The organism is Vibrio sp. 378, assembly GCF_033339435.1.
In genome coordinates, this window is sequence record NZ_JAWOUO010000754.1 from 1 (window position 1) to 619 (window position 619).

The window sequence follows — 619 nt, forward strand, 5'->3', positions numbered from 1 at the left end:
GACAGCTTAATTGAACTGGCACCAAAACAATGAGAACGAAACCGTACATTGGCTATGTCGCGCTGATTGCGTTGCTTAGCCTATTGAGCTTACAAATTGATACGAGCTTGTCGTTGAGTGAACAATGGCAGTTGTTCACTCAACCAGAAAGCGCCAGCGAATTTCGTGATGTTTTCTTTATGCAGTCTCAGTTACCTCGATTGAGCATCACATTATTGGTTGGTGCAATGCTCGGGCTGACTGGCAGTTTGATGCAGCAGTTAACGCAAAACAACCTCACCTCACCGCTGACCTTGGGCACCTCTTCCGGTGCTTGGCTTGCGCTGGTCATCGTTAACATTTGGTTTGTTGACTGGGTGGCCGACTATTCCGCTTTCGCTGCAATGGCAGGTGCTTTGGTCGCGTTTGGTTTGATCATTTCGATCGCTGGTGTGCGCAATATGACGGGGTTGCCTTTAGTGGTCTCCGGCATGGTCATCAACATTTTGCTTGGCTCCATTGCGACAGCTCTGATTATTCTCAATGCACAGTTTGCTCAAAACATCTTTATGTGGGGAGCGGGCGACCTTTCACAATACAGTTGGGATTGGTTTGAATGGTTGCTGCCACGTTCTACTAT

Annotated in this window: 1 protein-coding gene; it reads left to right on the forward strand. The window is 48.0% G+C overall.

Annotated elements, in window-relative coordinates; all coding sequences use genetic code 11:
- Positions 1-29 precede the first annotated feature (29 nt).
- Positions 30-619 (forward strand): iron chelate uptake ABC transporter family permease subunit (locus R7Q48_RS28670; protein ID WP_318133733.1); only part of this gene is annotated, 590 nt, incomplete at its 3' end.